At 67.2% G+C, this 24,579-nt stretch carries 24 protein-coding genes; 14 read left to right on the forward strand and 10 right to left on the reverse strand.

Annotation, left to right across the window (positions count from 1 at the left end; all coding sequences use genetic code 11):
• The first annotated feature begins 152 nt into the window (after positions 1 to 152).
• From ACQ5DX_RS00770 to ACQ5DX_RS00795, 6 genes are all read left to right on the forward strand, one after another.
• Positions 153 to 1,070 carry a TauD/TfdA dioxygenase family protein gene (locus tag ACQ5DX_RS00770; protein ID WP_430330797.1) on the forward strand — a complete coding sequence of 306 codons (918 nt, stop codon included), beginning with the start codon at positions 153 to 155 and terminating at the stop codon, positions 1,068 to 1,070.
• A 34-nt stretch (positions 1,071 to 1,104) separates the two neighbouring features.
• Entirely contained in the window at positions 1,105 to 2,373 is a 1,269-nt protein-coding gene (locus ACQ5DX_RS00775) for a DUF1214 domain-containing protein (RefSeq protein WP_430330798.1), read from the forward strand.
• Positions 2,374 to 2,405: 32 nt separating this feature from the next.
• Positions 2,406 to 2,768, forward strand: coding sequence for a YidH family protein (locus tag ACQ5DX_RS00780; protein WP_430330799.1), 363 nt, complete (start codon positions 2,406 to 2,408; stop codon positions 2,766 to 2,768).
• Between the two features lie 2 nt (positions 2,769 to 2,770).
• On the forward strand, positions 2,771 to 3,100 hold the full coding sequence (locus ACQ5DX_RS00785) for a DUF202 domain-containing protein (RefSeq protein WP_430330800.1): 330 nt from the start codon (positions 2,771 to 2,773) through the stop codon (positions 3,098 to 3,100).
• A 166-nt stretch (positions 3,101 to 3,266) separates the two neighbouring features.
• Positions 3,267 to 4,103 carry a mycofactocin-coupled SDR family oxidoreductase gene (locus tag ACQ5DX_RS00790; RefSeq protein WP_430330801.1) on the forward strand — a complete coding sequence of 279 codons (837 nt, stop codon included), beginning with the start codon at positions 3,267 to 3,269 and terminating at the stop codon, positions 4,101 to 4,103.
• Positions 4,100 to 5,563 (forward strand): MFS transporter, encoded by a 1,464-nt coding sequence (locus tag ACQ5DX_RS00795; RefSeq protein WP_430330802.1) that lies wholly within the window; start codon positions 4,100 to 4,102, stop codon positions 5,561 to 5,563. The genes ACQ5DX_RS00790 and ACQ5DX_RS00795 overlap by 4 nt, the downstream gene beginning before the upstream one ends.
• 4 nt (positions 5,564 to 5,567) lie before the next feature.
• Here ACQ5DX_RS00795 and ACQ5DX_RS00800 read toward each other — a convergent pair whose 3' ends face one another.
• The 4 genes from ACQ5DX_RS00800 to kstD form a co-directional block, all read right to left on the reverse strand.
• The gene (locus tag ACQ5DX_RS00800; RefSeq protein ID WP_430330803.1) at positions 5,568 to 5,969 is read right to left on the reverse strand and encodes a CD225/dispanin family protein; all 402 of its coding nucleotides are present in this window, start codon (positions 5,967 to 5,969) and stop codon (positions 5,568 to 5,570) included.
• A 143-nt stretch (positions 5,970 to 6,112) separates the two neighbouring features.
• Entirely contained in the window at positions 6,113 to 7,963 is a 1,851-nt protein-coding gene (locus ACQ5DX_RS00805; RefSeq protein ID WP_430330804.1) for a cholesterol oxidase substrate-binding domain-containing protein, read from the reverse strand.
• A 102-nt stretch (positions 7,964 to 8,065) separates the two neighbouring features.
• A complete protein-coding gene (locus ACQ5DX_RS00810; RefSeq protein ID WP_430330805.1) occupies positions 8,066 to 8,926 on the reverse strand; it encodes a MaoC/PaaZ C-terminal domain-containing protein in 861 nt (286 codons plus the stop codon).
• Positions 8,927 to 8,940: 14 nt separating this feature from the next.
• Positions 8,941 to 10,641 (reverse strand): 3-oxosteroid 1-dehydrogenase, encoded by a 1,701-nt coding sequence (gene kstD / locus ACQ5DX_RS00815; protein WP_430330806.1) that lies wholly within the window; start codon positions 10,639 to 10,641, stop codon positions 8,941 to 8,943.
• Positions 10,642 to 10,805: 164 nt separating this feature from the next.
• Between kstD and ACQ5DX_RS00820 the strand changes: the two genes are divergently transcribed.
• Together ACQ5DX_RS00820 and dmpG are read left to right on the forward strand one after the other, a co-directional pair.
• Entirely contained in the window at positions 10,806 to 11,708 is a 903-nt protein-coding gene (locus ACQ5DX_RS00820; protein ID WP_430330807.1) for an acetaldehyde dehydrogenase (acetylating), read from the forward strand.
• A gap of 53 nt (positions 11,709 to 11,761) precedes the next feature.
• A complete protein-coding gene (gene dmpG, locus ACQ5DX_RS00825) occupies positions 11,762 to 12,787 on the forward strand; it encodes a 4-hydroxy-2-oxovalerate aldolase (protein ID WP_430335510.1) in 1,026 nt (341 codons plus the stop codon).
• Positions 12,788 to 12,869: 82 nt separating this feature from the next.
• Here the strand turns inward: dmpG and ACQ5DX_RS00830 are convergent, their stop codons facing one another.
• Together ACQ5DX_RS00830 and ACQ5DX_RS00835 are read right to left on the reverse strand one after the other, a co-directional pair.
• The gene (locus ACQ5DX_RS00830) at positions 12,870 to 13,202 is read right to left on the reverse strand and encodes a hypothetical protein (RefSeq protein ID WP_430330808.1); all 333 of its coding nucleotides are present in this window, start codon (positions 13,200 to 13,202) and stop codon (positions 12,870 to 12,872) included.
• Position 13,203: 1 nt separating this feature from the next.
• Positions 13,204 to 14,361, reverse strand: a complete 1,158-nt coding sequence (locus ACQ5DX_RS00835) for a Rieske 2Fe-2S domain-containing protein (RefSeq protein WP_430330809.1) — start codon at positions 14,359 to 14,361, stop codon at positions 13,204 to 13,206.
• A 189-nt stretch (positions 14,362 to 14,550) separates the two neighbouring features.
• Here ACQ5DX_RS00835 and hsaA point away from each other — a divergent pair, with 189 nt between their 5' ends.
• The 5 genes from hsaA to ACQ5DX_RS00860 all read left to right on the forward strand — a co-directional run bounded on the left by hsaA (position 14,551) and on the right by ACQ5DX_RS00860 (position 18,853).
• Positions 14,551 to 15,726, forward strand: a complete 1,176-nt coding sequence (gene hsaA, locus ACQ5DX_RS00840) for a 3-hydroxy-9,10-secoandrosta-1,3,5(10)-triene-9,17-dione monooxygenase oxygenase subunit (RefSeq protein ID WP_430330810.1) — start codon at positions 14,551 to 14,553, stop codon at positions 15,724 to 15,726.
• A gap of 10 nt (positions 15,727 to 15,736) precedes the next feature.
• Positions 15,737 to 16,615 (forward strand): 4,5:9,10-diseco-3-hydroxy-5,9,17-trioxoandrosta-1(10),2-diene-4-oate hydrolase, encoded by an 879-nt coding sequence (hsaD, locus tag ACQ5DX_RS00845; RefSeq protein ID WP_430330811.1) that lies wholly within the window; start codon positions 15,737 to 15,739, stop codon positions 16,613 to 16,615.
• Entirely contained in the window at positions 16,612 to 17,511 is a 900-nt protein-coding gene (gene hsaC, locus ACQ5DX_RS00850; protein ID WP_430330812.1) for an iron-dependent extradiol dioxygenase HsaC, read from the forward strand. Before hsaD ends, hsaC begins: the two co-directional genes overlap by 4 nt.
• On the forward strand, positions 17,511 to 18,098 hold the full coding sequence (gene hsaB / locus ACQ5DX_RS00855; RefSeq protein ID WP_430330813.1) for a 3-hydroxy-9,10-secoandrosta-1,3,5(10)-triene-9,17-dione monooxygenase reductase subunit: 588 nt from the start codon (positions 17,511 to 17,513) through the stop codon (positions 18,096 to 18,098). The genes hsaC and hsaB overlap by 1 nt, the downstream gene beginning before the upstream one ends.
• A 260-nt stretch (positions 18,099 to 18,358) precedes the next feature.
• Positions 18,359 to 18,853, forward strand: coding sequence for an SRPBCC family protein (locus ACQ5DX_RS00860; RefSeq protein ID WP_430330814.1), 495 nt, complete (start codon positions 18,359 to 18,361; stop codon positions 18,851 to 18,853).
• Positions 18,854 to 18,905: 52 nt separating this feature from the next.
• Here the strand turns inward: ACQ5DX_RS00860 and ACQ5DX_RS00865 are convergent, their stop codons facing one another.
• The 3 genes from ACQ5DX_RS00865 to ACQ5DX_RS00875 all read right to left on the reverse strand — a co-directional run bounded on the left by ACQ5DX_RS00865 (position 18,906) and on the right by ACQ5DX_RS00875 (position 22,675).
• A complete protein-coding gene (locus tag ACQ5DX_RS00865; protein ID WP_430330815.1) occupies positions 18,906 to 20,972 on the reverse strand; it encodes a neutral/alkaline ceramidase in 2,067 nt (688 codons plus the stop codon).
• Positions 20,973 to 21,086: 114 nt separating this feature from the next.
• The gene (locus ACQ5DX_RS00870) at positions 21,087 to 21,818 is read right to left on the reverse strand and encodes an acetoacetate decarboxylase family protein (RefSeq protein WP_430330816.1); all 732 of its coding nucleotides are present in this window, start codon (positions 21,816 to 21,818) and stop codon (positions 21,087 to 21,089) included.
• Positions 21,815 to 22,675 (reverse strand): SDR family oxidoreductase, encoded by an 861-nt coding sequence (locus tag ACQ5DX_RS00875; RefSeq protein WP_430330817.1) that lies wholly within the window; start codon positions 22,673 to 22,675, stop codon positions 21,815 to 21,817. The genes ACQ5DX_RS00870 and ACQ5DX_RS00875 overlap by 4 nt, the downstream gene beginning before the upstream one ends.
• A gap of 122 nt (positions 22,676 to 22,797) precedes the next feature.
• On the opposite strand from ACQ5DX_RS00875, the gene ACQ5DX_RS00880 reads away from it, so the two are divergent.
• The gene (locus tag ACQ5DX_RS00880; protein ID WP_430330818.1) at positions 22,798 to 24,018 is read left to right on the forward strand and encodes a cytochrome P450; all 1,221 of its coding nucleotides are present in this window, start codon (positions 22,798 to 22,800) and stop codon (positions 24,016 to 24,018) included.
• Here ACQ5DX_RS00880 and ACQ5DX_RS00885 read toward each other — a convergent pair.
• Positions 23,972 to 24,550 carry a hypothetical protein gene (locus ACQ5DX_RS00885; RefSeq protein ID WP_430330819.1) on the reverse strand — a complete coding sequence of 193 codons (579 nt, stop codon included), beginning with the start codon at positions 24,548 to 24,550 and terminating at the stop codon, positions 23,972 to 23,974. The two genes, ACQ5DX_RS00880 and ACQ5DX_RS00885, sit on opposite strands and share 47 nt — an antisense overlap.
• Positions 24,551 to 24,579: the final 29 nt, after the last annotated feature.

Consider the following 24,579-nt stretch of genomic DNA (forward strand, 5'->3'; position numbering starts at 1 on the left):
GCACAGCCAGCTGTTTTCAAAAGTTAAGTCAGTGTCTTGACGGTTTAAGTCACTGACTGATACTTTCCCGGGGACGGAGTCGGCGCCGATTGCGACGACGTCGTCGGCGGTGGTGTGTTCGGAGCGGGATCCCTCGAGAGCAGGAGACTTCCATGGCAACGCTGACCAGCAGTAGAACGGTCGAGATCGGTGGGCATTCGATCGAGTTCGGGCCTCGCGGAATGCGCAGGTGCGCAGACGGATTCGAGTCCCGTCCGTACACGCAGTTCGAGCTGCGCCCGGTGACCCCCTACATCGGTGCGGAGATCCACGGCGTCGATCTGCGTGATCCGAGCGCCGAGGTCGTCGACGAGTTGCGCCGCGCGCTGCTCGAATGGAAGGTGGTGTTCTTCCGGGATCAGCGGATCACCGGTGCTCAACACCGCGACTTCGCCCGGCACTGGGGCGAACTCGAGGTCCATCCGTTGCTGCCGCAGGGCGAGGTGCCCGAGGTGGTCCACTTCGAGCGCGGCGAGGACAATCCCGGCACCGAGAACATCTGGCACGTCGACGTGACGTGGCAGAAGCGTCCGCCGCTCGGGTCCGTGCTGCGTGCGCTGGAGGTTCCGCCGGCCGGCGGTGACACCCTGTGGGCCGACATGGGCAACGCCTACGACTGCCTATCCGACGAGGTCAAGGAGAAGATCGAGGGTCGCGTTGCGATTCACGACTTCGTGCCGTCCTTCGGCCGCTCGATGGGTCCCGAGAAGCTCGCGGCGATGAAGGAGCAGTATCCGCCCGTGGAGCACCCGATCGTCCGGATCCATCCGGAGACCGGCCGTCGGACCCTGTTCGTCAACAGCCTGTTCACCACTCACATCCCGGACATGGACCCGGTCGAGGCCGAGCCGCTGCTGCGCCACCTCTTCGACCAGGCCAAGGTTCCCGACTTCCAGTGTCGATTCCGGTGGCAGCCGAACTCGATCGCATTCTGGGACAACCGCGCCACGCAGCACTACGCCGCCAGCGACTACTTTCCGCACCGCCGCGTCATGGAGCGGGTAGCGATCCTCGGTGACATCCCGGCCTGATTCGGCATCGCACATCGAAGGGGATGAGGTATTCATGGTCGAGTTCCACGACGACGACCGTCAGCGGCGAAACGACGCACTCGATGCGTCGTGGCAGAGCCTGTGCGACAACCTGTCTCGGGCATCGAAGGTGGTCTCCGGTGATCCGCGATCCGACGACCCCGCGATGCGGGCGGCCGGCTACCGGTACCTGCTCAACCTCCTCAACGCCGGTCTCGAGCAGGTGGTCTTCAGCGCCGATCCGGACTATCCCGAGGTGGGGCACCTGCAGGACAACACGAAGCGGTACGCCACCGAATCGCCGGACTGCCTGTTCGGACACGCCGTACTGGATCCCGCCGGTACCTATCGGCTCATCGGAACCGGTGGACGAGCCCGCTACATCGGGCTGACGCTCTACGACACTCTGAGCCTGTACGAGAAGACTCGGTCCGAAGGTGATCGGCCGACGGACTTTCGGGCCGCGTTCAAGGCGGCCACCGGGTCGACCCTCGGGGCGATCTCGAATCCTGGCGGAATCACGTTGCAGGACAACGGCGATTTCGAGGTGATAATCAGCGCTAGGCCGCACGAGGGCATTTGGTTGCCGATGCCCGCGAACACGGCGGAGATCATCACTCGTCAGTACTTCTACGACTGGGACGGCGAGGACCCGTATCACGTCTCGATTCAACGGATCGACGTCGACGGTCCCGGCCCGGTCGCGGAACCGGTGACGGTGAGCACGCAGGTCGAGTCCGTCGGACGCTTCGTCGACGGCTTCGCCGAGTACTGGGCAACGATGTACAGCCTGCGCGAGGGCGAGCCCAACACACTGCGGACGCAGCCGACGTCGAGTTCGTCGTACGCGAGCGACGGTGGGCACATCGCATACGGCGGTGGCACTTTCGAGATCGCCCCCGACGAGGCGCTGATCCTCGAGGTGACACCTCCGGAGTGTCACTTCTGGAACATCCACCTGGGTGACTACTGGGGGCAGTCTCTCGACTACACCTACCGGCAGACGTCGCTCAACGGCCACCAGGCGGTGCTCGACGACGACGGCGTGTTCCGGGCGGTCGTCGCGCACCGTGACCCGGGGGTCGCGAACTGGCTCGACACGGCCGGGAACACCTTCACCCGGTGCGTCTACCGCTGGTGGCTCACGACGTCCATCGATCTGCCCACCCCCACCGTGCGTAAGGTGATGTTCGACGACGTACTCGCCGAACTGCCGTCCACCACGACGCGGATCGACGAGTCCGGCCGGCGCGCGGTACTGGCCCGCAGGCGCGCCGCGGTGTTGAAGCGTTACATGAGGTGAAGCGGGCCGACGAGCGAGGAAGGACCGTTTCGGTGACTGTGCGAGGGTGGCGACCGAAAGCGTTTCGCGAAGGCGACGACCCGGACCCGCGCTTCACACTTGCGAACGAGCGGACCTTCCTCGCCTGGGTCCGAACCGGTCTCGGGTTGATCGCGGCCGCCGTCGGTCTCGAGGCATTCGGATCCAGCGTGGTCGATCCCGACCTTCACACCGTGCTCGTGGTGGGCCTGCTCGTCGGTGCGGTTCTGTTGGTCCTCTTCGCGTTCGCGCGGTGGATGGCGGTCGAAGCGGCGATGCGCAAGGGACGGAGCCTCCCGGTGCCCGCCATCGCGGCACTGCTCGCGTGCATGATCGCGGGCGCCGGCGTCACGCTGCTCGTCGTGGTGGTGCGCTGACCGTGGCGGTGCCGGCCCACCGAGATCCGGGTCTGCAACCCGAGCGGACGACCCTCGCGTGGGTGCGCACGGCGGCGAGTCTGGCCGCGGTCGCCCTGCTGTGTCTGCGGTACGTGCCCGGTTCGTCGGTCGTGGTGCAGGTGATCGGGGTGTGGGCGGTCGCGTCGGCATCGGTGGTGGTCGTGACCGCCCGCCGTCGGTACGAACGGGCGAGCGAGGCGTTCGGGGCGGGGCGCGTCGCGTATCCGTTCGCGCTGATGCTCGGTCTGGCGGCCACGGTCGTCGCGCTGGGGGCGACGTCCGCGGTCGTCATTCTCGCCGTCGGTCGGTGACGATCGCGTCGCATTCCCCATCGCACGGGACGACTGTGATTCGGTGGAAGGGTGCGCGTACTTCCCGCTGGCCGGGACTTGTGGCCGGTGTCACAACCCGAGCGGGTAGTGATAGTTCCGGACCCCGTGTGTCTTCACGGTCCCCGATCTCGAGGAGAGCAGCAGCATGGAGGAGTTCGAAGGCAAGGTCGCACTGGTCACCGGCGCAGCCCGGGGACAGGGGCGATCGCACGCCGTTGCATTCGCCGAACGTGGCGCCGACATCGTCATCTGTGACCGGTGCGAGAACAGCGACTCGGTGTTCTACCCGCTCGGCACCGAGGAGGACATGGCCGAGACGGTCCGCCTCGTCGAGGCCACCGGGCGCAAGTGCATCGCCGTCAAGACCGACACCGCGGACCGGGCGGCGATGGACGATCTCGTCAAGCGTGCCGAGTCCGAGTTCGGACGCGTCGACATCGCGGTCGCGAACGCGGGCGTCTCGGTCGCCGCGCCCGTCCAGTCGATGACGACCGCGCAGTGGAACGAGGCGATCAACTCGAACCTCACCGGCGTCTTCAACACGATCGGCGCCGTCTCGCCCGGCATGATCGAGCGCGGCTACGGCCGGATCGTCACGATCTCGTCGATGCTGGGCCGCGCCGGCAACACCAACATGGTCGCGTACGCGGCGTCCAAGTGGGGTGTCATCGGCATGACCAAGAGCGCGGCACTCGACCTCGCCCAGAACGGCATCACCGTCAACGCGATTGCGCCGGGCAACATTTCGACCGGAATGATCCACAACAAGGCGCTCTACTCGATGATGCGCCCCGACCTGGACGAGCCGACGATGGACGACGTCGCCCCGGTCTTCCAGTCCCTGCACGCGCAGCCGGTTCCGTGGCTCGATCCCTTCGAGATCACCCGCGCCGTGCTCTTCTTCGCCGCCGAGGCCAGTGCGCACATCAGTGGCACCGTGCTGCCGATCGACGCAGGTAACGCCGCCCGCGTGACCGGGTGACAGCCGCCCCTCCGCCCGCTCCGCGCACTGCCCGGAGCGGGCTCGTCATCGGCGTCCTGAGCCTGAGCGGAGTCCTCGTCGCGCTCCTGCAGACCCTCGTGGTGCCGGTCCTGCCGGCGTTCGCCGTCGACCTAGGCGTCCCACCCACGAGTGCGTCGTGGCTGGTGACCATCACGTTGCTCACCGGTGCCGTCGGGACGCCGCTCGTCGGCCGCCTCGCCGACATGTTCGGCAAACGCCTGATGATGCTGGTGTGCCTCGGGCTGATGGTGGCGGGTTCGGTGCTCGCCGCCGTCGGGCCGGGATTCGCGACGGTCGTCGCCGGCCGCGGACTACAGGGTTTCGCAATGGCGTTGATGCCCGTCGGGATCAGCATGATGCGCGACGTCCTGCCTCCCGCACGACTCGGCAGCGGCGTCGCGTTGATGAGCGCGACCATCGGCATCGGCAGCGTGCTGGGCATGCCGCTCTCGGGCGTCCTCTACGACCACCTCGGGTGGCAGGCGCTGTTCTGGCTGCCGGCAGGGTTTGCGGTGGCGATGGCGGCGCTGCTGCCGTTCGTGGTGCCGGAGTCGACCACCCGTGCACCGGGGCGGTTCGACTACCGGGGCGCGGTGCTGCTGACCGCCGCGCTGACCGCGGTGCTGCTCGCGATCTCCAAGGGCGGATCGTGGGGATGGGCGAGCGCGCCGACCGTCGGTCTCGCCGTCGCCGCTGCACTCGGTCTGGCGCTGTGGATTCCGTTGGAACTGAGAACACTCCAGCCTCTGGTCGACCTGCGCACGTCGATGCGGCGCCCGGTGCTGGTGTCGAACCTGTCCGCACTGCTGCTCGGATTCGCGATGTTCCTCAGTTCGTACGCCTCCACGCAGGAACTGCAGGTGCCGACGTCGGTCGACCACGGCCTCGGCCTGAGCGCCGCGGCGGCGGGCCTGGTGATGCTGCCGGGCGGCCTGGTCATGATCCTGCTGGCCCCGGTGTCGGCGGCGATGATCCGCGGTTGGGGCGCCCGGGCGACGCTCGGAGTCGGCGCCGGTGCGATCGCCCTCGGATTCGCCGAACGCGGCGTGTTCGGCACCAGCGTGCTCGTCATCGGCGTCAGCGCCTTCGTCGTGTCGATCGGGGTGGCGTTCGCGCTGGCCGCGATGCCGGTGCTCATCACGACGGCGGTACCCCTCGACCAGACCGCGTCGGCGAACAGCGTCAACAGCCTGATCCGGGCCGTCGGAACCTCGGCGGCAAGTGCAGTGGGTGCAGCGGTGCTCGCCGCGTCGACCGTGATGGCCGGCGCCGTCGCGGTGCCGACGCAGATCGGGCTCGACCGACTGTTCTGGCTCGGCGCGGCGGTGGCGACCGTGTCGCTGCTCGTCGTCGCGTGTGTGCCGATCCGGCCCGAACACACAGTGCCGCAGATGGATCCGTCCGTCGAACCGGACGACGACGTGGTCCGCGTGCGCTGAGCCGCTACCAGTCCATCCGGTCGTGGTAGTGGTGCCAGTTGTCGTGGTATCCGCCGTGCGAAATCCACACCGCGGCCATGACGATGTACGCGATCGCGATCAGCACGAGGATGCCGCCGAGGATCCACAGCGACAGCTGGCCGAGCTTGCGAACCCGATCGGACGCGTACTGGGCCCCGGAGTAGTCGCCGCGGGCCCACCGTGGGTACACCTCGAACGCGTTGCTGAAAGCGGCGAACGCGAGCGGCCAGAACGCGACCAGCGCCGCGACAGCCCATCCGGCGTTGCTCGGCGGGGGCGCCGGGACCTGTTGCGGGGCGGCCGGAGGCGGCGGAGGGGGCGGTGCGGGCTCCGACGGGCCGGAAGAAGGCGGGGGAGGAACCGGATCAGGATTCGTCGATGTCATGACAGCACTCCCTCGTTCGCGTCTGTCACCGATCACTGTCGACGGTACGCCCACAAGTAGTGCCGGTGCCGGACATACGACGACGCCGGCGGCGCCTGCGCTTGTTGCGCGGCACCACCGGCGTCGGTGTGGACCTGCCCGGGTTACGGGAGCAGCTGGTCCATGAAGGAGTTGGTGAAGATACGGTGCGGGTCGATCTCGTTGTACCGTGCGTGGGCGGTATCCCAGTTCGGCACGTTCGCGACACCCTCCATGTAGGTGGCCCGCATCTTGTTGGTGACGATGTCGGTGTCGGTGTACGGGTCAGGACCGAACGCCCAGCCCTTCGACCACTCGGGACGGAACGTGGCGGCGTTGTTGTTGAAGTGCCCGCGCATCCACTGCTCCATCTCCTGGTAGAACTCGAACATGCCGGGGGTGCCCGGAACGCCGAGAACGTTCAGCCAGATGGCGACGTCCCAGTCGGGGTGATCGGGACGCGGACGGGTCGCCGCGATGGTCGGCGAGCCGGCCGACTGCACCTTGACGTCCGCGGGCTGATCGAGGCCGCAGCAGCGGATCTCGACCGGGCCGTTCAGCGGGTACTGGCCCTTGGCGCGGTAGTACTCGATGCGGCCGTTGAACCACTGCGTGAAGTCGTGGATGACGGTCGCGATGTTGTCACGGCTGGTGACGACGGCACCGCCACCCTCGGTGAGGCGCAGCGTGGTCGCCTTGATGTAGAACTGGACGTCCTTCGACCAGCCCCAGATGTCACTCGAGTTGGTGGCGGCCAGGCCGAGCTTGGTGATCTCGTACATTGCCGGGCCGAACTGCTGTGCGATCGCCGGGTTCCCGGAGATCATCGCGCCGATCATGTCGGTGATCGGCTCCGGCAGGTTGTCGGAGAACACGTAGTTGTACGGGCCGGTGACCTCGCGAGACTGCGCCGGCTTACCCGAGAGCGAGCCCAGCGAACCCAGCGAGCCGAGGCTTCCGGTCCCGCCCTCCGGCTGATCCGCCGTGACCGTCCACACCTTCATCCACGGCTTGTCGGTGAAGGGGTACCAGATCGCCTCGGCGCGACCGGACTCGGCGACATACTTCTCGAACGTCCGACCCGAGGTGCCCTTCGCCGCGAACAGCTCCTGCCACGGGATGTCGGTGAAGCTCTCGCACCGCATGCGCACGTTCGGGGCGGCCTGCATCGTGACCGAGGTCAGGAAGCAGCGACCCAGGTTGGTGAGCATCGGCAGGATGTCGGGGTCGTTGCGCCGGTAGGTCTTCAGCGCGTACTTGTTCCCGTCCCACACGACGGCGGTGAGCTCGGTGACCAGGTTGCTCAGCGAGCCGAAAGTCGCGCCCGGCAGCGTCTCCTCACCCTCGGCGGGCAGCGCCGCACCGTGGGCGTTGACGGCCAGCGCGCCGCCGATCGACAGCACACCCGGAGCGGGCAGGTTGGCCCAACCCAGGTCGTGCTTCTGCAGCTCGGTGACGATCGCATCGAGGGTCGCACCGACACCCGCCGTGACGGTGGCCGGCGACCCCTGGTTCACCGTGACGCTGTTCAGGTGCGTCATGGTGTCGGCGAGGATCACCTTCTCGACGTTGGAGCCCTTGACGACGGTCAGCGGGGTCCAGCCGTGCATCGCGCCACGGGGACGGATCTTGTAGCCGTGCTCGTCGGCCCAGTTGACCAGGCGCACGACGTCGTCCGCCGTCTTCGGCGAACAGACCCACGTGGCGTCCAGCATGATCTCCTTGGACCAGTTCTGGTACGCCTGCTGGAACAGGGAGATGTCCGACGGGAAGTCCGGCGGCGTAGGCAGCTGGGCGGCCGGACCGAGGGATCCGAGCGAGCCCGAGGACCCTGCGCCGACAGAACCGAGGGAACCGGCCGGCACCGCGAACGCGGGGGTCCAACCGCCGACCACCGCGCCGGCGGCCAGTGCACCGGCGCCGGCGGCGAGGAACCCGCGCCGCGACAGCCGAGGCTGATCGTCGAGTGACGTCATTCGTGTACTCCAAGGGGTGTAGAGGGGGAATGAAAATCGGGTGCAGTTATGCCCGGTCGGGTCGACCTGCAGGTCGACCCGACCGGAAGTTGTAGGCGTTCGCTACGCGACGGTGAGCACGACGTCCGCCAGGGCCGGCGAATCCTCGCGCTCGGGAACCGTTGCCGAGAGCAGCAGCCGGTCGCCCTCGCGCCAGATCCGCGTCCGCAGCGTCTCGCCGGGATATACCACGCCGGCGAACCGGGCACGAAATCCCTTGACACGATCGGCGTCACCGTCGAGAACGGTATCGGTCGCTGCCTTGCACACGATTCCGTATGTGCACAGCCCATGCAGAATAGGCGCCGGGAACCCTGCCGCGGAGGCGAATTCCGGATCCGAATGGAGAGGATTGCGATCTCCGCACATCCGGTAGAGCAGCGCCTGCTGCGGGAGGACGGGCGACAGCACCTCCGCGTCGGGCCGGCGATCGGGGAGGACGACGGAATCCGACGGCCCACGTTCACCCCCGAAACCGCCTTCTCCGCGCGCGAAGATCGACGACCGGGCCGTCCACAGTGGAGACCCGTCGAGTGCGACCGTCGACGACTCCTGCACGATCACCGCGGCCTTGCCCTTGTCCCACACCTCGGCGATCCGGGTGGTGGTCCGCGCCGACCCACTGGCCGGAATCGGCTGGTGCACGGTCACTTCCTGGCTGCCGTGCACGACCTTGGCCAGGTCGATCTCGACACCCGGGAACGACACCCGCGGGGCCTCGGTCGCGTGGATGTTCGCGACCACGGTCGCGAACGTCGGCAGCACCTGCGGCTTGGAGTCGTCGAGGTACCGAAGTTCACGGGGATCGAGCGGGCGAGCTCCCGCCCCGATCCCGAGGTGGTAGAGCTGCACGTCGGAGGGCGTCCAGGAGAACTCCTGGGCGGGGAGCTCGGCTCCGATCGCGATCGACGGATCGATGGGCACTGGTGTGTCTCCTGTCAGTTCGTCACGGATTCCGCACCGGCACGGGCGCGATCGGCGATGTCGAGCACGGCGAGGTACGCGAACGTCATCGCGGGGCCGATGGTCGCGCCGGGGCCGGCGTAGGTGTGGCCCATGACGGGGGAGCTGCAGTTGCCGGCGGCGTAGAGGCCCTCGATCACCGAGCCGTCCTCGCGGAGCGCACGGCCGTCGACGTCGGTGACGATGCCGCCCTTGGTGCCCAGGTCGCCCGGAACCATCTTGATCGCGTAGAACGGCGCCTTGCTGATCTCGGCGAGGCTGGGGTTCTTCAGACGCGGATCGCCGTAGTAGTGGTCGTATCCGCTGTCGCCGCGGCCGAAGTCCTCGTCCTTGCCGTTACGGGCGAAGCCGTTGAACCGCTCCACCGTTTCGGTGAGGGCGTCGACCGGCAGCCCCGTCTTCTCCGCCAGCTCGGCGATGGTGCCGGCCTTGACGATGATTCCCGCCTTGAGCCAGCGGCCAGGGAACGGCGAGCGCGGGGTGATGCCGGCGAAGGTGTACCGGTTGCGGTACCGCTGATCGAGGACCATCCAGGTGGGAGTGTTCTCGCCGGGACCCTCGCCCTGGCCGTACTCGCCGCCGTACATCGTGTGGACGGCCTCGACGTACGGGGCGGCCTCGTTGCCGAAGCGCTTGCCGCGGGTGTTGACCATGATGCAGCCCGGCAGTGTGCGCTCGGACAGTGCGAACCACGGTCCGCCGGTGAGCGGGATCGACGGACCCCACCATGCGTCGTCCATGAAGTCGACTGCGGCGCCGAGCTTCTGGCCGGCGACGATGCCTTCGCCGGTGTTGGCCTTGGCGCCGACGGTCCACTCGGTCCCGATCGGGGCGCGCTGGTACTTCTTGCGCATCTCGTCGTTGTGCTCGAAGCCGCCCGAGCCCAGCACGACGCCGTGGCGGGCGTGGATGATCTGCTCCTCGCCGTCGACGAGCACCTTCACGCCGCGGACGGCGTCACCCTCGGTGTAGAGCTCGGTGAGCGGCGTGTTCAGCAGGATCGGGACACCGGCGTCGCGCAGGCCGATGCGCAGACCGGCCATCAGGGCCTGGCCACGCACGAGCAGGTCCTTGCCGCGGGCCTTCGCGGCCAGGAAGCGCATGCCGACCTTCATCGCGCGCAGCGGCCCGCGGCGGTTGCGCATCAGCAGATTGAGCCAGCGGTAGTCGGCCTGCGTGATGACGAAGTTCTTGGGCGCCTTCACGTAGTCCGGCTCGAGGTTCTTGCGGTCGTCGCCGAGGCGGTTGCCGTCGAACGGGGTCGGTTCGACGGAGCGTCCACCGAGACGTCCACCGGGTGCCTCCGGGTAGTAGTCCGAGTAGTTCGGCACCCACTGCAGTTCCAGCGCACTGTTCTTCAGCACGAACGACAGCATCTCGGGGCCGCGGTCGATGTAGGTGTCGATCTTCTCGGGGGCGACGACGTCGCCGATGATGCTGTGCAGATAGGTGCGGGCCGCGTCGGTGGTGTCGGTGACGCCGTCACGCTGGAGCACCTCGTTGTTCGGGATCCAGACACCTCCGCCCGACCGTGCGGACGAACCGCCGTAGTGGGCTGCCTTCTCGACGACGACCACACTCAGCCCCTGGTGTGCGGCGGTCAGGGCGGCGGTCATGCCGGCAGCACCGCTGCCGACGACGACGATGTCGTATTCCTGCTTGCTCATGTAGAACACGTTATAGAATGGGGTGGCTGCCAGTCCATGCTTTCTGCCAGTAAGTATGGCTGGAGGCATCCGACCGTGGCGTTCACAAACGAACACGCGTTGCAGTCTTCTCGGTGGTGCCTGTGTTCGTCTGTACTCGGCGCGGTGATCCTGCGGTTCGAGTAGGAGTTCACATGACCAAAGCAAGTGTCGCGATCGTGGGTTCCGGCAACATCAGCACGGACCTGCTCTACAAGTTGCAGCGATCCCCGTGGCTCGAGCCGCGGTGGATGATCGGCATCGACCCGGCCAGCGAAGGACTCGCGCGCGCTCGGGGGATGGGGCTCGAGACGTCGGCCGAGGGTGTCGACTGGCTGCTGAGCCGGCCCGACAAGCCCGACATGGTCTTCGAGGCGACATCCGCGTATGTGCACCGCGATTCAGCCCCCAAATACGCGGAGCACGGGATCCGCGCCATCGACCTCACCCCGGCCGCGGTCGGCCCGCCCGTCGTGCCGCCGGCGAATCTCCGCGAGCACCTCGACGCCCCGAACGTCAACATGATCACCTGCGGCGGGCAGGCCACGATCCCGATCGTGTACGCGGTCTCCCGTGTCGTCGACGTGCCCTACGCGGAGATCGTCGCGTCCGTCGCGTCGGTGTCGGCCGGCCCCGGGACGCGCGCGAACATCGACGAGTTCACCAAGACCACCAGTCGCGGTGTCGAGGTGATCGGTGGGGCCCGCCGGGGCAAGGCCATCATCATCCTGAATCCGGCCGACCCGCCGATGATCATGCGCGACACCATCTTCTGTGCCATCCCGGAGGATGCCGACCATGATGCGATCACCGAGTCGATCCACCGGGTGGTCGCCGACATCCAGCAGTACGTGCCCGGCTACCGGTTGCTCAACGAACCGCAATTCAGTGACCCCACGGTCGTGTCGGGCGGGCACGCCACGGTCACCACATTCGTCGAGGTCGAGGGTGCGGGTGACTTCCTGCCTACGTACGCCGGGAACCTCGACATCATGACGGCGGCGGCAACCAAGGTGGGCGAGGAGATCGCCCGGCAGTTTCTGAGCGTGGAGGCGTGAGCGACATGAGCGACAGCGGCGGCAAGACCGCGAACCGGAACGACGACATCCACTTGGACGGCGCGTGGGACATCCGGATCACCGATACCTCGCTCCGGGACGGATCGCACCATAAGCGGCACCAGTTCACCGGGACGGAGGTGCGCGACATCGTCGCTGCCCTCGACGGCGCCGGTGTACCGGTCATCGAGGTCACCCACGGCGACGGTCTCGGCGGCTCGTCGTTCAACTACGGGTTCTCGAAAACCCCCGAGCAGGAACTGATCAGGATCGCCGTCGACACGGCGAAACGGGCGAGGATCGCGTTCCTCATGCTGCCCGGCGTCGGCGTCAAGGAGGACATCGTCGAGGCGCAGGACAACGGCGCGTCGATCTGTCGTATCGCCACACACTGCACCGAGGCGGACGTCTCGATCCAGCACTTCGGGCTCGCCCGCGACCGCGGCCTCGAGACCGTCGGCTTCCTGATGATGGCGCACACCGTCTCGCCCGAGAAACTGGCGGAGCAGGGCCGCATCATGGTGGACGCCGGGTGCCAGTGTGTGTACGTGGTCGACTCGGCGGGAGCGCTCGTGCTCGAGCAGGTCTCCGAGCGGGTGGAGGCGCTGGTCCAGGAACTCGGCAAGGACGCGCAGGTCGGCTTCCACGGGCACGAGAACATGGGTCTGGGCGTCGCGAACTCGATCGCGGCCGTCCGGGCGGGCGCCAAGCAGATCGACGGCAGCACTCGGCGTTTCGGCGCCGGCGCCGGCAACGCGCCGGTGGAGGCGCTCGTCGCCGTGTTCGACAAGATCGGCGTCAAGACCGGAATCGACTTCTTCGCGATCGCCGAGGCCGCGGAGGAGGTCGTGCGTCCCGCGATGCCGGCCGAGTGCCTGCTCGATCGGCAGGCGCTGATGATGGGGTACGCGGGCGTGTACTCGAGCTTCCTCAAGCACGCCGAACGGCAGGCCGAGCGCTACGGCGTCTCCGCCGCGGAGATGCTCGTGCGTGCCGGGAAGCGCAAGCTCGTCGGCGGCCAGGAGGACCAACTGATCGACATCGCGCTCGAACTGCAGCGAGAGGCTGCCACCGGCTAGTCCCGCACCGGCAGCAACGAAGAAGGGGCGCGCATCCCGTCGGATGCGCGCCCCGTCCGGTCGACGATCTACCGGTCACCGACTACGCCTGGGTGTCGCGCACCTCGATGATGCCCTCCATCACGGCGTGGTTGATGCTGTTGAGCAGCCGCGGGCAGGTCTGTCGCGACCCGGTCCCGCCGCCGGATCCGGTGAACTCCGGACACACCTTCGTCGGGTCGTCCAGCCACTGGATGCTGGTGTGCTTGTAGCTGTTCTTGCGAACGAGCACACAGGTTCCGCACGCGCGGCACTGCACCTCGTGGAGCCCCTCCTCGAGGTACGAGTGCAGATCGGCGGCGGTCTGAGCGCGGACGGCCTCGACCCGGGCCGGGCTGTCCGCGTAGCTTGGGGCCTTGGCCCAGGTCGAGGTCATGTCACACCCCCGTCTTGTGCTCGGTGGCAGCCTTCGCTGCTTTTTCTTCGGCCTGGCGGGCCAGGTTCGCGTCGACCTCACGCTGCCAGGCCTCGACGGCCTTGGTCGTGTCGATCTCGAACTCGAACCGCTGGGTGGCCTTCGGGTCGATGTCGGCGACGTCGACGTAGAACTGGTCGTACCAGCGACGCAGCTGGTAGACGGGGCCGTCCTCCTCGCACAGGAGCGGGTTCTCGATCTTGGTCTTGTTCTTCCAGATCGCGACGTCCTGCTCGAAGCCCATCGCCACGCCCTCGGTGAACTTGGTCGCCAGCTTGTCGCTGGTGGCGTCGTCCAGACCCTTGGGCTTCTCCACGCTCACGCCGTACATCAGCATGAACGAGTCCTGCGTGATCGGGTAGTGGCAGTTGATCAGGAGGCTCTCGACCTTGTACCCGCTGTAGTTGTTGTGCAGCCAGTTGACCATGTACGACGGTCCGAAGTACGACGCCTCGGAGTCGAGAACGGATTCGCCGTACTGGGTGCCCATGTTCCCGACGTCGGGCCGGCCGTGGTTCTGCAGGTACTGCGACGCGACATGGCCCTCGAAGACGTTCTTGAAGTACTTCGGGAAACCGAAGTGGACGTAGAAGAAGTGCGCCATGTCGACCACGTTGTCGACGATCTCGCGGCAGTTCGAACCCTCGACGAGGACGCGGTTCCACTTCCAGTCGGTCCACTCGTCGGTGAAGACCTGCGGCAGGTGCGGGATCGTGATGTCGTCCGGCGGCGGGTTACCCTCCGGGTCGTTCCACACGAACAGCTGCTTGTTCTCCTGCAGCGTGATCCACGAGCGGGTGCGCGCAATCGGCGGCACACGGCGGGCGTAGGGGATGTCGGTGCACTTGCCGTTGCCACCCCAACGCCAGTCGTGGAACGGGCAAGCGACCGAGTCGCCCTTGATCTCGCCCTGGCTGAGGTCCCCACCCATGTGTCGGCAGTACGCGTCGAGTACGTGGAGCTTGTTCTGGCTGTCGGCGAAGACGACCAACTTGGTGCCGAACGCTTCGACGGCGTGCGGCTTGCCGTCCAAGAACTCGCTCTCGAGCCCGATGCAGTGCCAACCGCGTGCGTATCGCGTCTGCGGGGCTCCCACATCGATCTCACGAATCTGCGCCATCAGTACCTCACATCCCTTCTAGCTGTTGCTAGAACACGTTATAGAACTTCGCTGGATTCCGCTAGATTTCGCACGCTTGGGATCGGCAACGACTACGGATTACCAGTGGAATTCCCGTTTCCTCGACATGGAAGAGAACGTGTTCTAGTCTCAGGACAAGTGAACATCGATTACAGACGGGAGCGTCCAGTGGGTGACCAGGACAGCCGTGACGTGATGCAGCGGATCGACGCGCTACTGCCGGTGCTGCGTGAGCGCGCGCAGGAGACAGAGGATCTGCGCCGAATCCCCGACGATTCCATCAAGGCGCTGCAGGAGGCGGGTTTCTTCCGTCTGCTCCAGCCGAAGCAGTGGGGCGGCATCGAAGCCGATCCCGTCACCTTCTACACCGCTGTCCGCAACATCGCGAGCGCGTGCGGATCCACCGGCTGGGTCGCCGGCATCCTCGGTGTCCACAACTGGCACCTGGCCCTGTTCGACCAGCAGGCGCAGGAAGACGTGTGGGGCGAGGACACTGATGTGCGGATCTCGTCGTCGTACGCGCCGATGGGCGCCGGTGAGGTCGTCGAGGGCGGTTACAAGGTCAACGGTGCGTGGGCCTGGTCGTCGGGCTGCGACCACGCGTCGTGGGTCGTCGTCGGCGGTCCGGTCATCAAGGACGGACGCCCGGTCGACTTCGGTAGCTTCCTGATTCCGCGCTCGGACTACGAGATCGACGACGTGTGGAACGTGGTGGGCCTGCGTGGCACCGGTAGCAACACCGTCGTCGTCAAGGACGCGTTCGTGCCGCGGCACCGCTTCCTGAGCTTCAAGGCGATGAGCGAGCTGACCGCTCCGGGTCTGCAGCAGAACACCGCTCCGGTCTACAAGATGCCGTGGGGCACTATCCATCCCACCACGATCTCGACCCCGATCGTCGGCATGGCATACGGCGCCTACGACGCGCACGTCGAGCACCAGGGCAAGCGCGTGCGCGCGGCGTACGCCGGCGAGAAGGCCAAGGACGACCCGTTCGCCAAGATCCGCATCGCCCAGGCGTCGAGCGACATCGACGCCGCATGGCGTCAGCTCTCCGGCAACGTCGCCGACGAGTACGCGCATCTGATTGCGGGCGAAGAGATTCCGATGGAGCTGCGCCTGCGCGCGCGTCGTGACCAGGTTCGTGCGACCGGTCGCGCCATCGCGTCGATCGACCTGCTGTTCGAGAACTCGGGCGCCACGGCCCTCGCGAACGGCACCCCGATCCAGCGTTTCTGGCGCGACGCGCACGCCGGCCGCGTGCACGCCGCGAACGACGCCGAGCGCGCCTACGTGATGTTCGGTGGTGCCGAGTTCGGTCTGCCGCTCACCGACACGATGGTCTAGGGGGCGGCACATGACGGCTACCGAAGAACTCACGTACGAGTCGACGTCGCGCTTCGCGCAGGTCCGACCGGACCTCAGGCTGCACTACCACGAGGCTGGTGTCGGCAACGGTCCGACCATCGTGCTGCTGCACGGCGGTGGACCGGGCGCGTCGTCGTGGTCGAACTTCGCCAAGAACATTCCGGTTCTGGCGCAGCAGTTCCACGTGATCGCGGTCGACCAGCCCGGCTACGGGCAGTCCGACAAGCCCACCGAGCACCCGCAGTACTTCCGCCACAGCGCGTCGGCACTGAAGGATCTGCTCGACACCATCGGCATCACCGAACGCGTTCACCTGCTGGGCAATTCGCTCGGCGGCGGTGCGGCGGTGCGGTTCGCGCTGGACTACCCGGACCGGGCCGGCCGGCTCGTGCTCATGGGCCCCGGCGGCCTGAGTGTCAACCTGTTCGCGCCGGACCCCACCGAGGGCGTGCGGAACCTCGGCAAGTTCGCGTACCAGCCGACGCGGGAGAACCTCGAGGCGTTCCTGCGCATCATGGTGTTCGACCAGAAGCTCATCACCGACGAGCTGATCGACGAGCGCTTCGCCGCGGCCAGTTCGCCGGAGTCGCTCGCCGCGGCCAAGGCGATGGGCAAGTCGTTCTCGAGCTCGGAGTTCGAACTCGGCATGCTGTGGCGCGACGCCTACAAGCTGCGTCAGCGGGTGCTGCTGATCTGGGGCCGCGAGGACCGGGTCAACCCGATCGACGGTGCACTGGTGGCGCTCAAGATGATTCCGCGCGTCCAACTGCATGTGTTCGGCGGCTGCGGGCACTGGGCACAGCTCGAGAAGTTCGACGAGTTCAACCGGCTTGCAAGCGACTTCCTGCTCGATGGAGGTAACCGATGAGTATCCGTTCGCTGGCCTACCTGCGCATCGAGGCGACCGACATGGCCGCCTGGCGCGAGTACGGGCTCAAGGTGCTCGGCATGATCGAGGGCAAGGGCGCGAACCCCGAGAATCTGTACCTGCGCATGGACGACTACCCGGCGCGCCTCGTCATCGTTCCCGGTGAGCGCGACGGTCTCTACGCCGCCGGCTGGGAGTGCGCGAACGCCGAAGGCCTGCAGGAGATTCGTGAGCGCCTGGTCAAGGCCGACTGGGAGTTCGAGGAGGGCACCAAGGAGGAGGCGGCCGAGCGCAACGTCGTCGAGTTCATCAAGTGCCGCGACGCCTCCGGATCCCGTCTGGAGATCTTCCACACGATCGCCCTGCAGCACCGCCGCATCGTCAGCCCGTACGGGCACAAGTTCGTCACCGGCGAGCAGGGTCTCGGGCACGTCGTTCTCGCGACCAAGGACGACGAGGCGGACCTCGAGTTCTACCGCGACGTGCTCGGATTCAAGTTGCGCGACTCGATGCGCCTGCCTCCGCAGGTAGTCGGACGCCCGGCGGACGGTGACCCGGCGTGGCTGCGCTTCCTCGGGTGCAACCCGCGGCACCACAGCCTCGCGTTCGCGCCGCTGCCGAACCCGACCGGAATCGTGCACCTCATGGTCGAGGTCGAGAACTCCGACGACGTCGGCCTGTGCCTCGACCGCGCGCTCCGCAAGAACGTGAAGATGTCGGCGACGCTGGGTCGGCACGTCAACGACCTGATGCTGTCTTTCTACATGAAGACCCCGGGCGGGTTCGACGTCGAATTCGGCTGCGAGGGACTCGAGGTCGAGGACGACAAGTGGATCGCGAAGGAGAGCACCGCGGTGAGTTTGTGGGGACACGACTTCACGGTGGGGTTCAAGTAATGTCCGCGCACGAGACGTCCGAGGTGGACACTGGCACGGGGATCGACCCGCGCCAGTTCCGTAACGTCCTCGGACAGTTCTGCACCGGCGTCACGATCATCACGACGATCGACGACGGTGCCCCGGTCGGATTCGCGTGTCAGTCGTTCGCGGCGCTGTCGCTCGAGCCGCCACTCGTGCTGTTCTGCCCCACGAAGGCCTCGCGGTCGTGGGCGGCGATCGAGCGGTCGGGTCGGTTCTGCGTCAACGTCCTCGCCGAGGAACAGCAGGACACCTGTGCGCGGTTCGGCTCTCGCGAGCCGGACAAGTTCGGCGGAATCGACTGGGCACCGTCCCCTTTGGGATCGCCGATCCTGACGGGTTCACTCGCGCACATCGATTGCACGGTCGAGACCGTCCACGACGGCGGCGATCACTTCGTGGTGTTCGGTCGGGTCCACTCGATGAGTGAGATCAAGTCCGAGCGGCCGCTGTTGTTCTACCGCGGCCAGTACACCGCGATCGAACCGGAGAAGACGGTGCCGGCGAAGTGGCGGGACGATCTCGAGGCGTTCCTCACCACGGCCAGCGAGGACACCTGGCTGTAGAAGACCTGCCCCGGGGGAGGGAAAAGGCTGAAGGGTCCCTTCACGCGCTACCAGCGTGTGAAGGGGCCCTTCAACTCTTTGGGCGTCGGCTCGAGCCTTCAATTGTGGACGCGGCCGGGCTACGCTGGTCAGTGGCATGTGTCGGGCCCGCGGCTTCTCAGCGCGCATCGGGCGTGTGGCCGAATCGGTTGCCCGAGTGTCGGGTTGGTGCCCTTTTCTTTCTTCGATCCCGTATCAGGTTGTGGTGGAACGGGAGTGGTGTGGCGCCGCCCTACCTTCCAGCTGAGGATGTGAGATCCATGGCCAAGACAATCCGGACGAACGAGTCCATCGTCATCGAGTGTCCGGTTGCCGAGGTGTTCGCCTATTTCACTGACCCCGAAAACGTTTCCGATTGGGGAAGCAGCATCGACGAGTACAAGATGGTATCGGGATCGCCGGAGGAGGTCGGGTCCCTGGCATCGGTGATCACCAAGGTTGCCGGTGTACGTCTTCAAGCGACCGAGGAAGTCACTGCATACGAGAAGAACAAGCGGATCGGCTTCGAATCCAGGGAGACGCGGATCGGGTACGAGCGTGAACTCGACTTCGACACCGACGGTGACGGGGCCACCAGGGTGACGTACCGACTCGATGCCGAGGGCGGTACCGGGCTGTTCAAGTTCGGTGACACCATCGTCCAGAAGCTGTACGCCCGCGACGTGCGCGGGAACCTCGAGAACGCCAAGACGATTCTCGAGTCGTCGAACGGCTGAAGGGCCCCTTCGCGCGCGGACGGCGCGCGAAGGGACCCTTCAGCTCTCGCGGCTAACGGACCGTGAACTCCGCCGATGTGCCGGTGAGGGCGAACACCTCGCCGTCGGGATTCTTCCAGTTGCCGAAGTGCTGGATCCGGTACGTGCCGGACGGAGTGCCGGCGGGCACGTCCCAGGTGATCCGGGCGATGGACGCATTGAGGCCCTCGCGGCGCCAGCGGTACTTGGTGGCCCAGTCGCCGTCGTCGGCGTGCCGTACCCAACGATCGCCGTCGCGCCGCTGCACCTCGAAATAGGTTCCGCGGCGGTGCAGGTCGTTCTTCGGGTGACCGCTGACGAACTCGACCGCGATCTGTTCGCCGGAGCCGGTGCTGCCCGCCGGCTGGACGACCACGTCGCCGAAGTTGCGTCCGGGTAGTGGTGCGTCGAAGGGGAATTCGCGTCCGAAGCCGGGCTGGAAGCCGGACAGGTCGCGCGGCGCGGGTCCGCGCGGGACGTCGGCGCCGGCCTTCATCGCGGCCGCCAGTGCCGCGAAGCCCTGCTGGTACGCGGGAAGGGTGTTGCGGCCGAACAGCGTCGAACCGCCCTCGTACTGCTGGGCGTCGTACTCCTCGGGCGTGGCGCAGTAGCTCGAGTACGCGTTGGCGTAGCCCTGGAAGATGACGTTCTCGAGGGGCACACCCAGTTCCTCGGCGACGTTGCGCCGGATGCGCAGGCCGGAGACGATGGTGAACTCGGCCGGACCGCCGACGACGTAGATGTCGCCGATGCGGATGATCTGGATCTTGAGCACGTGCGGAACCCAGCCGTCCGGGGGCAGCAGGCCGACGGGCACGAGTACGAGCTTGGGTGCCTGTGCGTCGGCGAGCCACTGCGGTGTGGGGGTGTCGACGCCGCCGAGGGCGTCGATCATCGGGTTGTGCATGCCCTCGGTGAAGAGCTCGATCGCGGGGCCGTCCTCGGTGCTGCCGGCCGCCATTCCGGCGCCGACGCACGCCGGTGCGGTCTGACGCTGCTGCCCGTCCGAGGTGTACTTCCCGTCGACGACCTGGTTTGCCATGTCCAGGTACATGATCCGGCTGTCGACGGTGGTCGACTTCAGTGGCGTCGCCTGCTTGTACGCCTCCCGGGCCGCGGCGACCTGGCGTTCGCCGATGATCCGGGTGTTCTCGAACTCGTCGGCGGTGGGGCCGTGGCCGGGCTGCAGGTCGAGGTTGGGCGACATGTCGCCGGTGTTGGTCTGCGGGAAGCAGGCGACGAATCCGGGCTTGCCGTCGAGGTAGCGCACCCCGGCTACGTCGTGCTCCCAGAAGTACGCGGCGGCACCCTTGTTGTCACCGGAGATCAGGTGGTTCTTGTTGGTGAGCGACGCGCCGTGGGTGGGGAACCAGCCGATGCCGCCGACGTTGTCGCTGCCCTGGCTGATCTTGAGCACCCGCATCGAGGTGTCGATGCCCAGCGGGTAGTAGTCCTTGTCGCGCTGCGGGTTCCGATCGAACGCAACCTGGGAGCGATTGACGCTGGCGTCCTTCAGTTCGCTGCGCCCGTACGAGACGGTGCCCGCTGCGAGGTTCTCGTGTGCCGCGACGATTGCCTCGACCACGCCGTCGACCTCGGCGTCGAACACCTGGGGTTGGAAGCCCAGCGTCGCAAGGCTGTACGCGTAGTCCTGCGACGCGCCGCCGCACGCCGCGTGCGAGTGCACGGCCGTGAGCATCACGTTCTTCTCGGTGTACAGGTTGCCGAACTGAGCGGCGAGTCGGGCGAGGACGGCGTCGTGGACGGCCTGGAATACCATGCAGGTGTCGGCGCACGTGTAGACGACGCGGTTGTCGTCGGCGTCGGCGAAGATGTAGGCGCGCACGCGGGTCCGCTGGTGCAGGCCCTCGGCCCGCTGGTCGAACTGCGAGTAGCCCATCATGCCGTTCTCGGCGACCGGGCCGGTCATGTCCGACAGGCCGACGCCGACGCGGAACCCCTGGTCGGGGGCGGCGCGATAGGCGGGGGTGGAGGCGGAGCGCGGCTGAGCGGAAGCGGTGGAACCGGCTGCGTTGGCTATGGCTGCGAGCGCCGGTGCGGCCGCGGCCCCGGCCAGCACACTGCGTCGACTGATCGTCACGACGTAATCCTTTGCGCGAGGTCGAGAATCGAAGTTGATCAAATGTCCAAGTCTTCAGCACACACCAGTCGGTCTCGATTCGCAAGGGGCGGCGGCGTCGAATTCGTGGACCGATCAGACGCCGGCCGCGTCGCCGAACGTCATCCGCAGTTCGGGGATCGTGGTAGTCATCAGGGCCCGGCGGGGCAGCCCCAGCGAGCGCAACTCGTCGGCGATCGGATGGTTGCCGAGGCGCAGTTCGGCGCCGCCGATCCGGGAGCGGACCCCGGTGGGTTTCATGTCCCACGCGGTGTGGCGGGTGACGCCGTCGAGGTGCGAATACGCCTTGAGGGAGGTGTTGGCACCGCCACCGGGAGTCGGGAGGCCCTGCTTGACGCTGAGTTCCGCGATGAGGCGGCCGTCCTGGCTGACCCTGCCGCGCCGGACCTTGCTGATGTGGTCGGCTTCGAAGTCGGCCAGGATCTTGGGGAAGCCCCAGATGCCGCGACCGGCGGCGAGGGTGAACTCGCCGTCGACGGGGAGTTGGTGGATGAGCGCTCCCGCGGTGCCCTTGGTCAGCGACCGCAGGTCGCCGAGCACCGACCACGGTCCGCGCTCACGGTGGTTGCGGACCATGAAGGTCACGCCGAACTCGTTGTACGGGCCGAGGTCGCCGTCGACGTAGTCGACGAACACCAGTCCGCACAGTCCCCGGCCGGGCCGGTACTGCAGGATCTCGAGCCCGGTGTAGTCGATCAGGCGTTGGGCCGCGGCCGTCGGGACGGAGTACATGGCCATGAAGGCCGACGCGGTCCGGATCTCGACCGGCATGTCGACCTGCTTGCCGAGGATCTGGTGCGACGTCACTGGGACACCACCCCGCGCAGGCCGTCGGCACCGTAGACCTGCTCGAGCATGGACCGGAAGTTCGGCCCTCTGCGGAGCATCTGACCGCCGTCGACGTTGATGACCTGCCCGGTGATCCATGCGGACTGTGGACCGAGGAGGAACGCGGCGAGCCCGGCGATGTCCTCGACCTCGCCGACGCGGCCCAGGGGAGTGCACTCGAGGTAATCGTCGAGGATCGGTCCGCCGTCGGTGATGAGCGCGACCAGGTCGGTGCGGGTGAGCCCGGGGCGGATGCCGTTGACGCGAACGTTGCTGGCGCCCAATTCGTCTGCGGCGAGCTGCACCAGGTGGTCGACGCCGGCCTTCGAGACCCCGTACGCGCCGAACCAACGGTGGGTGTTGCTGGCCGCGATCGAGGAGATCGCGACGATGGAGCCGCCGCCGGCCGCGACGAGGGCCCGCGCGCCGTGCTTGATCGTGAGCATCGTGCCGGTGACGTTGAGATCCACGGTGCGGCGCCACGCGTCGGTGTCGAGTTGCGTGACGGGCGCGATGGTCTCGTTGCCGCCGGCGCACGCGACGACGCCGTCGAGGCGTCCGGTGGTCTCGATCGCCCGGGCGACGGCGCGTTCGACGTCGGACTCGTCGGTGACGTCGGCGGCGACTGTGGTGACCGATCCGCCGGATGCGAACGCGCCCGCGGCGGCGATCTTCTCGGCCGCCGCGGACAGCCTGTCGGCGCTGCGGCCGCAGATCGCGACGTGGGCGCCCTCGGCGACGAGGGTTTGCGCGATACCGAGTCCGATGCCGCTGCCGCCGCCCGTGACCAGGATCGATCTGCCCGCAAACGCTCCGGAGTTCGCATCCGAAGTCATCACGTCTCCCCTCGTGGATCCGATACCCCGCCGATAGTAGGAACAAGTCCTACTATCGGGGAGGGTTTGGGAGATTCTCGAGGCTTTCGGATGTGTTCGGTGCGGACCGAGGAGCATGCGGAATGACGAGTTGGGACGAGACCGATCTGCTCGACGGGCGCTTCTATGCGGGCGCGTTCGGCGACCCGCGCGAGGCGTACGCGTGGATGCGGGCGCAGCGACCGGTGTTCCGGGACCGCAACGGCGTGGCCGGGGCGTCGACGTACGAGGCGGTGATCGCCGCCGAGCGCGACCCCGGAGTGTTCTCCAATGCCGGTGGCATCCGCCCCGAGACCGGCCCGCTGCCGCAGATGATCGACATGGACGATCCGGCGCACCTGCAGCGACGACGCCTCGTCAACACCGGCTTCACCCGCAAGAAGGTGGAGTCGAAGATCGGGCGGATCCGTGAGATCTGCGAGCAGTTGATCGACGTGGTGTGCGCGGAGGGGGAATGCGACTTCGTCGCCGACCTCGCCGCCCCGCTGCCGATGGCCGTGATCGGCGACATGCTCGGCGTGCGCCCCGAGGAGCGGGAGATCTTCCTGCGGTGGTCGGACGATCTGGTGAAGGCGTTGGGCAGCAATGCAACCGAGGAGCAGTTGAAGGCGATGATGGACGCCTACGTCGCGTTCAACGAGTTCACGTTCCGCACCATCGCCGAGCGGCGGAAGAACCCGTCGGACGACCTGATCAGCGTCCTCGTGCACGCTGAGATCGACGGACAGCGCCTCGACGACCAGGAGATCGTCAACGAGTCGCTGCTGATCCTCATCGGTGGCGACGAGACCACCCGACACGTGCTCAGCGGCGGCATGGAACAGCTGATGCGCCACGAGGATCAGCGGGATCGGCTGGTGGCCGAGCCGTCGGGCATTCCGCTCGCAGTCGAGGAGATGCTGCGGTGGGTCTCGCCCATCAAGAACATGGCCCGCACCGTCACCCGCGACACCACGTTCTTCGGCACCGACCTGCGCCAGGGCGAGAAGATGCTGCTGCTGTTCGAGTCGGCGAACTTCGACGAGACGGTGTTCGACGACTCCGAGCGCTTCGACATCGGTCGTTCGCCGAACCCGCACGTGGCCTTCGGCTTCGGTACCCACTTCTGCCTCGGCAACCAGCTCGCGCGATTGGAGGGCGCGATGATGTTCGAGCGACTGCTGGCACGCCTGCCGGACATGACGCTGGCCACGAGTGAGCCGCTGCCGCGGCGGCCGGCGAACTTCGTGTCCGGGCTCGATGAGATGCCCGTGAAGTTCACCGCGGCGGCGCCGCGGGAATCTGGTGGACGATCGTCGTCGTGACCGGCAGCGCGCGGATTGCGGTGATCGCGTCCCACTTGGACTCTCCGCACTCGCCGGTGGGCAGCACAGGACGCATGGCCGACCCCTGCGCGTCGACGAGCCAGACGACCGGCGGAATCGCTTGGTCCACGAGGCAGATCCGTTGGTCGACGCCGTTGATTCGTGTCGTCTTCACCGGATCTGTGGGTAGGGCGTAGCCGGCGAGGACCGCGCTCACGTCACCCTGTCGGTGTTCCTCGACCCATGAGACGGTGTGGTCGTCGGCGACACCGGTACTCCAGTCGCCTTCGCAGGTGACGACGCTGACCGGGACGAAGTCGTCGGGGATCGGCATCGGGTCGGGGACCGGCGGCGCGTCCTGGGGTAGCCCGGAGAACGCGAGGAGGTTGCCGGCCAGGCATGTCGGCTCCACCAGTCCCGGCGTCGTGGGTTGTGGTGCGGGTGCGGCAGTGTCGTCGGCGTCGCCCGACGTGCCGCACCCGGCCGCCAGTCCGAGCGCGATCAACCCCACGATGACTCTCGAAGCCCCCACAACGGGCACCCTACGGAGTGAGTGGCGGG

The sequence above is a fragment of the Rhodococcus sp. ACT016 genome (assembly GCF_050477185.1).
GTDB lineage: Bacteria > Actinomycetota > Actinomycetes > Mycobacteriales > Mycobacteriaceae > Prescottella.

What these genes read in the sequence shown, in the direction of transcription:
- ACQ5DX_RS00875 (WP_430330817.1), bottom strand. Translation starts at nt 22,675, where the DNA reads ATGACTTCGGATGCGAACTCCGGAGCGTTTGCGGGCAGATCGATCCTG.
- hsaC (WP_430330812.1), top strand. Translation starts at nt 16,612, where the DNA reads ATGAGTATCCGTTCGCTGGCCTACCTGCGCATCGAGGCGACCGACATG.
- ACQ5DX_RS00770 (WP_430330797.1), top strand. Translation starts at nt 153, where the DNA reads ATGGCAACGCTGACCAGCAGTAGAACGGTCGAGATCGGTGGGCATTCG.
- ACQ5DX_RS00830 (WP_430330808.1), bottom strand. Translation starts at nt 13,202, where the DNA reads ATGACCTCGACCTGGGCCAAGGCCCCAAGCTACGCGGACAGCCCGGCC.
- hsaB (WP_430330813.1), top strand. Translation starts at nt 17,511, where the DNA reads ATGTCCGCGCACGAGACGTCCGAGGTGGACACTGGCACGGGGATCGAC.
- ACQ5DX_RS00880 (WP_430330818.1), top strand. Translation starts at nt 22,798, where the DNA reads ATGACGAGTTGGGACGAGACCGATCTGCTCGACGGGCGCTTCTATGCG.
- hsaD (WP_430330811.1), top strand. Translation starts at nt 15,737, where the DNA reads ATGACGGCTACCGAAGAACTCACGTACGAGTCGACGTCGCGCTTCGCG.
- ACQ5DX_RS00835 (WP_430330809.1), bottom strand. Translation starts at nt 14,361, where the DNA reads ATGGCGCAGATTCGTGAGATCGATGTGGGAGCCCCGCAGACGCGATAC.
- ACQ5DX_RS00790 (WP_430330801.1), top strand. Translation starts at nt 3,267, where the DNA reads ATGGAGGAGTTCGAAGGCAAGGTCGCACTGGTCACCGGCGCAGCCCGG.
- ACQ5DX_RS00820 (WP_430330807.1), top strand. Translation starts at nt 10,806, where the DNA reads ATGACCAAAGCAAGTGTCGCGATCGTGGGTTCCGGCAACATCAGCACG.
- ACQ5DX_RS00775 (WP_430330798.1), top strand. Translation starts at nt 1,105, where the DNA reads ATGGTCGAGTTCCACGACGACGACCGTCAGCGGCGAAACGACGCACTC.
- ACQ5DX_RS00800 (WP_430330803.1), bottom strand. Translation starts at nt 5,969, where the DNA reads ATGACATCGACGAATCCTGATCCGGTTCCTCCCCCGCCTTCTTCCGGC.
- ACQ5DX_RS00805 (WP_430330804.1), bottom strand. Translation starts at nt 7,963, where the DNA reads ATGACGTCACTCGACGATCAGCCTCGGCTGTCGCGGCGCGGGTTCCTC.